This window comes from Neisseria sicca VK64, from assembly GCF_000260655.1.
In the GTDB taxonomy this organism is placed as follows: Bacteria; Pseudomonadota; Gammaproteobacteria; order Burkholderiales; family Neisseriaceae; genus Neisseria; species Neisseria sicca_B.
Genome location: NZ_AJMT01000078.1, coordinates 1 through 6,369 on the forward strand (window position 1 = coordinate 1; position 6,369 = coordinate 6,369).

The 6,369-nt window shown below is 50.6% G+C and carries 6 protein-coding genes; 3 read left to right on the plus strand and 3 right to left on the minus strand.

Annotation, left to right across the window (positions count from 1 at the left end):
* The coding region (locus HMPREF1051_RS14815; protein WP_050901439.1) for a T6SS immunity protein Tli4 family protein at window positions 1-882 on the plus strand (882 nt) is incomplete at its 5' end.
* Between the two features lie 57 nt (window positions 883-939).
* On the opposite strand, the gene HMPREF1051_RS04805 is transcribed toward HMPREF1051_RS14815, so the two are convergent.
* A complete protein-coding gene (locus HMPREF1051_RS04805; RefSeq protein ID WP_003765160.1) occupies window positions 940-2,454 on the minus strand; it encodes a polyamine aminopropyltransferase in 1,515 nt (504 codons plus the stop codon).
* 256 nt (window positions 2,455-2,710) lie between these two features.
* Between HMPREF1051_RS04805 and HMPREF1051_RS04810 the strand changes: the two genes are divergently transcribed.
* Window positions 2,711-3,109 (plus strand): DUF350 domain-containing protein, encoded by a 399-nt coding sequence (locus tag HMPREF1051_RS04810; protein WP_003765161.1) that lies wholly within the window; start codon window positions 2,711-2,713, stop codon window positions 3,107-3,109.
* 183 nt (window positions 3,110-3,292) lie between these two features.
* Here the strand turns inward: HMPREF1051_RS04810 and HMPREF1051_RS04815 are convergent, their stop codons facing one another.
* On the minus strand, window positions 3,293-4,114 hold the full coding sequence (locus HMPREF1051_RS04815; RefSeq protein WP_003765158.1) for an outer membrane beta-barrel protein: 822 nt from the start codon (window positions 4,112-4,114) through the stop codon (window positions 3,293-3,295).
* Window positions 4,115-4,475: 361 nt separating this feature from the next.
* Here HMPREF1051_RS04815 and HMPREF1051_RS04820 point away from each other — a divergent pair, with 361 nt between their 5' ends.
* Window positions 4,476-5,498 (plus strand): SPFH domain-containing protein, encoded by a 1,023-nt coding sequence (locus HMPREF1051_RS04820; RefSeq protein ID WP_003765156.1) that lies wholly within the window; start codon window positions 4,476-4,478, stop codon window positions 5,496-5,498.
* A 337-nt stretch (window positions 5,499-5,835) separates the two neighbouring features.
* Here the strand turns inward: HMPREF1051_RS04820 and HMPREF1051_RS04825 are convergent.
* A partial coding sequence (locus tag HMPREF1051_RS04825; protein ID WP_003765152.1) for a surface lipoprotein assembly modifier occupies window positions 5,836-6,369 on the minus strand: 534 nt, incomplete at its 5' end.

A 6,369-nucleotide genomic window follows, 5' to 3' on the forward strand; every position in this document is an offset into this window, starting at 1 on the left:
CGCTATCAATTGCGCCTGCCGTCCAAACGCCGTCATGGCAGTACGCACCTTGATTACAACGGCTGGAGCGTGATGGTCATGTTTAACGACTGGAAGAGAAACGTTAGGACCATCAATGAGACTAAGCAAAATGGTAGAGATGGAACCGATATTGTCGTCGATACCCGTACCCTGATTCCGGATCGGGCAATGATGCAGGTAACGCGAAAAGGATTTGGTTGGGAAGATCTTGTTGGGGATGACGGTATGCCCTACGAAGCCGATTTATATTTCAAGCTGGATAATGATGATGCTTATATTGTGCGTAGTTATTTCCGCATTCCTTCTGATCATGGCAAAGCCCCTGCCAACTGGAAAATCCAAGAAAAAGAAGCGATAAACACCATGGAGAAAAAATTCCGCCAAGAAATCCTCAGCGGTTTGAAAACCAGGCAGGAATTTGAAGTGCCAAATAAACACGGTATATGCCTGATAGGCGGTTTTATCGCCGATGACGGCAAAAAACCGTTTGAAGTTCATAGCACCGTCGAATTTGCCAAACAACACGATATGAGTTTGGAAATCATGCACGGCGATGTGTTGAAAGCGGGCGAAGCGACGCTGCTGAAACGCAAAGTTGATCCAGAAAAAGGCTTATTGGTTAAAGCGTTAACCCGCACCATCCGCCAAGGCAAACGCACCATCAACGGTATGCCGGGTGAGGAAAAATTGGTGAAATGGGGCGGCAACAAATATATGTTCTTTTGGGAGCGCGACGGCGGCGACCCGCGCATCATGATGCAGTTTGGCGCGGAGAAAAAAGACGGGACGAAGCGCAGCGAAGCCGAAGTCCTTGCGATTTGGGATACGGTTTTGCCGACTTTGAAACCTGTGAAGCAATAGCGATGGAAAGGTCGTCTGAAAATGTTTTTCAGACGACCTTTGTTTTGGGGAAGCGGCTCAACGGGTTACGTTGCGCCAGTCGCTTTCGAAATAGCTGACGAGGATTTGGTTGTTCAGATAGTTCGGCTCGACCTTGCGCCTTGCCATGTCGGGCGGGAAGCGGAACATTTCGGCGGCGGTTTGGGCGTTCAGATAACGCGTAGGGACGTCGAATTTCTTCGGGACGGGGAATTGTTTATCGAAGCCTGCCAACACAAATCCCCATTCGCCGAAGGAGGGGACGTAAACGTGGTAAGGCGCGGTGGAAAGGCCGGCGGCTTCGAGGGTGGCGACGACCGACCAGTAGGCGTTGGGGGCGAAGTAGGGCGAGGTGGATTGGACGACGATTTTGCCCTGCGGCTGAAGATGGCGGGCGACGAGGCGGTACATGGGGACGGAGTAGAGTTTGCCCAGCGAGAAATTGGACGGGTCGGGCAGGTCGATGATGATGACGTCGAATTTTTCAGACGACCCCTCCAGCCATTTGGCGGCATCGTCGTTGACGACGTGCATTTTGGGGTGGGACAGCGAGCCTTGGTTGAGCGCGCTTAAGGTGGTGGAGGTTTTAAAAGTGGCGGTCATGTCGGGGTCTAAATCGACCAGGGTAACGTGTTTGACCTGCGGGTATTTCAAGACTTCGCGCGCCGCCAATCCGTCGCCGCCGCCGAGGATGAGGATGCGGGCGGCGTTTTGAACCATCTGCATGGCGGGCAGGACGAGGGCTTCGTGGTAACGGGCTTCGTCGCGCGAGGAGAATTGCAGGTTGCCGTTGATGTAGAGGCGGGTGTCGTCTTTCCAGCGGGTTACGACGAGCCGCTGGTAGGGCGAGTGGCTTTGATAGACGATAGGATCGCCGAAATAGCTTTGTTCGGCTTTGAAGGAGATGCGGTCGGCGTAGGCGAAGGCGGCGGCGAGGACGGACAAGACAATCAGCGCGCGCAGGCGGATGGCGCGGTAGCGGGGCAGTTCGGCTTTGAATACGCGCGCGGTCAGGTAGGCGACGGCGGCGTTGAGGATGCCGAACAAAAGGGCGGAACGCGCCATGCCGAGTTTGGGGGCGAGGAGAAGCGGGAAGAGCAGGGAAACGGCGAGTGCGCCCAAATAGTCGAAGGTCAGGACTTTGGCAACGAGTTCTTTAAACTCTGCGCCTTTGCGGTTTAACACGCGCATCACCAACGGGATTTCCATGCCGACGACTGCGCCGACAATCAGTACGAAGGCGTAGAGCAGAGTGCGGAACGGGGCGGCGGAAAGCCCGAAGGCGACGAACAAGGCCAGTGCGGAAATGCCGCCGATGATGCCGACCAAAAGTTCGATTTCGATGAAGCGGTGCAACACGTCTTCGTCTTTGATGTAGCGGGTCAGGTGCGCGCCTATGCCCATCGAGAAAAGGTAAAGTCCGATGACGGAGGAAAACTGCAAAATGCTGTCGCCCAAAAGATAGCTCGCCAGCGCGGCAATGATGAGTTCGTAGGCAAGGCCGCAACTGGCGACGATGAAGACGGAGATGATGAGGGTGCGGTTGGCGGTCATGGTGTGGGCGTTTTATAGGGTCGTCTGAAATCTGAAAAACGGATGATTCGACAATGGAGGGGCTTGATGTGTAAAACGGTATGTTTTGAACAGAAATGCGTATCCTGCCGCGCTACCTTGGGTGTTGAATGTATGGTTTTTCGAGTCCAAAACCGTTTTTTAAGGAAGGGCCGGTTTGCGGTGCGTCCCCTTTAATTTCAGATGGCTTAGAGTTGTGGCATAATCCATTATATCAAAATACCGAGGAAGCCCTATCGTGAGTATTTCCCTGCCCCAATACCTGCTTTACCTGCAATATATGCTTGCGGGGGTGGCGATGACTGCCGTTTTCGGCGCAGTTTATCTGCGGATTACGCCTGCGGAAGAGTTGCGGCTGATTAAAAACGGCAACCTTGCCTGCGCCTTGTCGTTCGGCGGAGCGCTGGTCGGATTTTGTTTGACGCTCGCATCCAGCATTGCCCACAGCGTCAGTTTCGTTGATTTTATCCTGTGGGGTCTCGCGGCGGCGGTGATTCAGATTTTGGTGTATTTCGCCGCCACGATGATGATTAAAGGCGCAACGGAGGAACTCATCGGCAACAACGTCGCCGTCGGCGCGCTGTTTGGCGCGGTGTCCGTATCCATCGGCATCTTGAATGCGGCTTGTCTGACCTGATGTTTCTGTTTTCTTGGGTTCGGACAGTTGAGTGTTTCCATAAATATAGTGGATTAAATTTAAATCAGTACGGCGTTGCCTCGCCTTGCCGTACTGATTTAAATTTAATCCACTATACTAAAAATTTCAGACGACCTGCTTGTCTGCAAGGTCGTCTGAAAACGTAAACGCACCGTCAGTGCATCAGAATGTATATCGTACTTTTACACCAGCTTCATGGGTGTAGTTTTTAGGTTCGGTGGAACCATATATACCGTCTGGCAGATAGACGAGGGCCGTATCCGATTTCTTGACTTTCCAGCCGCGATAAAACGGAACGACGCTTATTTTAGATTCGTTGGCGAATTTTTTAGATACGGGCACTTCGACTTCGATGCCGTGTCCGCTCGGCTGTTTCATTTCGATGTCCTGATGGGCGCGATAAGAATGCTGACGACTTCTCAGGGAATGGTTGTAGGCGATATTGGGTGAAACTTCGAAACCGGCAGGAAGCGCAATGTTTACACCGGCATTGATTTGCGCATAAGTGGTCCGGTTTTTGCGGTCGTAATTGTTTGCTACGACGCGGGAACCCAAATCTTTCAAAACGCGGTGACCCACGCCTGCTCCGGCTGTCAGGCTGACACGGTCGTTAATCGGGTGCGTATATTCATATAAGGCACGGACATCATAGACGCGGCGCGGAGAGCCGTTGAACGTGGCAGTGCCGTATTCCGTTACATTGCCTCTTCCGTCCTGATACCTTCCTGTGTAATCCGACTTGCCTCGGGAGTAGCGTCCTTCTAATTTTGCTGCATGGCGGTCGTTAAAGCGATATTTGACGCCGCCTGTCAGAGACCACAGGTTTCCCTTTTGACGCATAAGGCGCTCGCCGTCTTTATATTCCCGATAATTCTCTTTGTAATATTCCGTACCCACGGTAAACTCGACAGGACGGGCAGCCTGTGTGCAGACGGCGGCTGACAATGCCAAAACGGCAAAGCAGAAGCGGGTGGTTTTTTGCATGTATATTCCTTTTCTTTGTTAGAATCAATATGATAAGTTAGAGAAATTGCACTAACCATTCTATAATGACCCAACAAAACCCAACAATTACCGCTTGGCAGATATATCAACCGCTCAGATTTTTCATCCGACGATTTTTCCGATGGTCATTTTCCGATTAGCGGCGAAAATCCCCGAAATAGCGCAAACCTGACCGTCTACACAAAGCACAGGCGGCAAGCAGTTCGACGCTATGCCGATATTCTTAGAAATGCCGGTGTTTAACCTGATTTTATAATCGGTTGAAGAAAACATACGTTTTCTGCCCTTATGTCATGTCTACAACCGACAAGTTACCCATTCTTCAAAATAAGGAACCGCAATGTTCAACTTTATCAAGAAACAGTTTATCGACGTCATCCAATGGCCGAATCCCGACGACAGCCTGCTGATGTGGCGTTTCCCGATTGCCGACGAGGAAATCCAAAACGGCGCGAGCCTGACCGTGCGCGAGGCGCAGATGGCGATGTTTGTCGATGAGGGCGTAACCGCCGACGTGTTCGGACCGGGGCGTTACACGCTCAATACCCAAACGCTGCCGCTGCTGACCAACCTGAAAAACTGGGACAAGCTCTTTGAATCCCCGTTTAAATCCGATGTTTACTTTTTCAATACCAAACAACAGCTTGCGCGGAAATGGGGTACGTCGCAACCCGTTACCGTGCGCGATGCCGAGTTCGGCGCAGTGCAGTTGCGCTCGTTCGGCATGTACGCCTATCGCATCAGCGATCCGGCAAAATTCTTCAAAGAAGTCAGCGGCGTAGCGGCAGAATACAGCGGCGCCGAGTTGGAAAACCAGTTGCGCAATATCGCCGTTACCCAGCTTGCGGCAGCGTTCGGCAGCTCCGGTATTCCGTTTTTGGACATGGCGGCAAACCAAGTTTTGCTGTCGCAAAAAATCGGCGAATTGCTCGGCGCAGAATTTGCCAAACTCGGCTTGACGCTGGAAAACTTTACCGTCGAAAGCATTACCCTGCCTGCCGCCATCCAAGAAGCGTTAGATAAGAAAATTTCCATGGGTGTCATCGGCGACTTGGGACGCTACACCCAATACCAAACCGCCGAATCCATCCCGCTTGCCGCGCAAAACGAAGGCGGACTTGCCGGAATCGGCGCAGGCTTGGGCGTGGGCGCAGGCGTCGGTCAGGCAATGGCTGGTGCGATGGCAGGTATGATGCAGCCCGCGGCACAACCGGCAGCACAACCCGCTCAAAGCGTTCAGACGGCCTCCGAAGACCCGCAGGCAAAATTGGCGAAACTCAAATCTTTGCTGGACGGCGGTTTGATTGCTCAAGAGGATTACGATAAAGCCAAAGCGGAAGTGTTGAAGCAGTTGATCGGCTGAGGAAAGAGGTCGTCTGAAAACACTGGGTCACTCCAAAATATTGGATACTCATAAAAATCTGCTTTGGTGGATTAAATAAAAAGCTGGGTTCTGTATGTGACAGGACTCAGCTTTTTTATAGCGGATTAACTTTAAACCAGTACGGCGTTGCCTCGCCTTAGCTCAAAGAGAACGATTCTCTAAGGTGCTGAAGCACCAAGTGAATCGGTTCCGTACTATCTGTACTGTCTGCGGCTTCGTCGCCTTGTCCTGATTTAAATTTAATCCACTATACTTTCAGACGACCCTTTAACTAAGTTCGATAGATTTAGTTAAAGTGCGTGTATATCAAATTTTTTCAAAACGTTTTCTCAAAATCTATAAATACACGATTTTTTGTATAACCATGAAGTTCATTAATATTGCTGTTATTGTTTGTATATCGCCAATTTAATCTCGGCGTAATTCCTAGAAAACTCAGTTTATTGTGCCAGAGGCTTAAATTGGTAACCACGACATTATCTGTACGATGACGGTCGGTAAAGACGTAATGTTTTCCATCAAAGCGTTCATTGTAGTGATTGATGATAAGGCGACTATTGAAATTTTCACCCCAAATTTGCCCCCAACCTAAGTAACCTCCTATCCGTTTGGAGCTGCTGCCTGCGAAATTTTCAACTTTGTCACGCGCATAATTCAAACCTCCTAAGAAATAAGTTTTATCATTCATCAGGTAGGTCGCCCCAAATCCAATCTGATAATCTTTCCCTTGTCGTTTGGTATAGGCATAATCTTTTTGTGCAAAGGTTCCGTTGGCAGATAGGCGTAAATTTGGTTTTATCCAACGTGAAATACCTAAATCTACACCTGTACGCGTGTAATAAGGATGATT

Bases quoted from the DNA above. Each gene is read 5' to 3' on its own strand.
- HMPREF1051_RS04805 (WP_003765160.1), bottom strand. From the start codon at position 2,454: ATGACCGCCAACCGCACCCTCATCATCTCCGTCTTCATCGTCGCCAGT.
- HMPREF1051_RS04815 (WP_003765158.1), bottom strand. From the start codon at position 4,114: ATGCAAAAAACCACCCGCTTCTGCTTTGCCGTTTTGGCATTGTCAGCC.
- HMPREF1051_RS04820 (WP_003765156.1), top strand. From the start codon at position 4,476: ATGTTCAACTTTATCAAGAAACAGTTTATCGACGTCATCCAATGGCCG.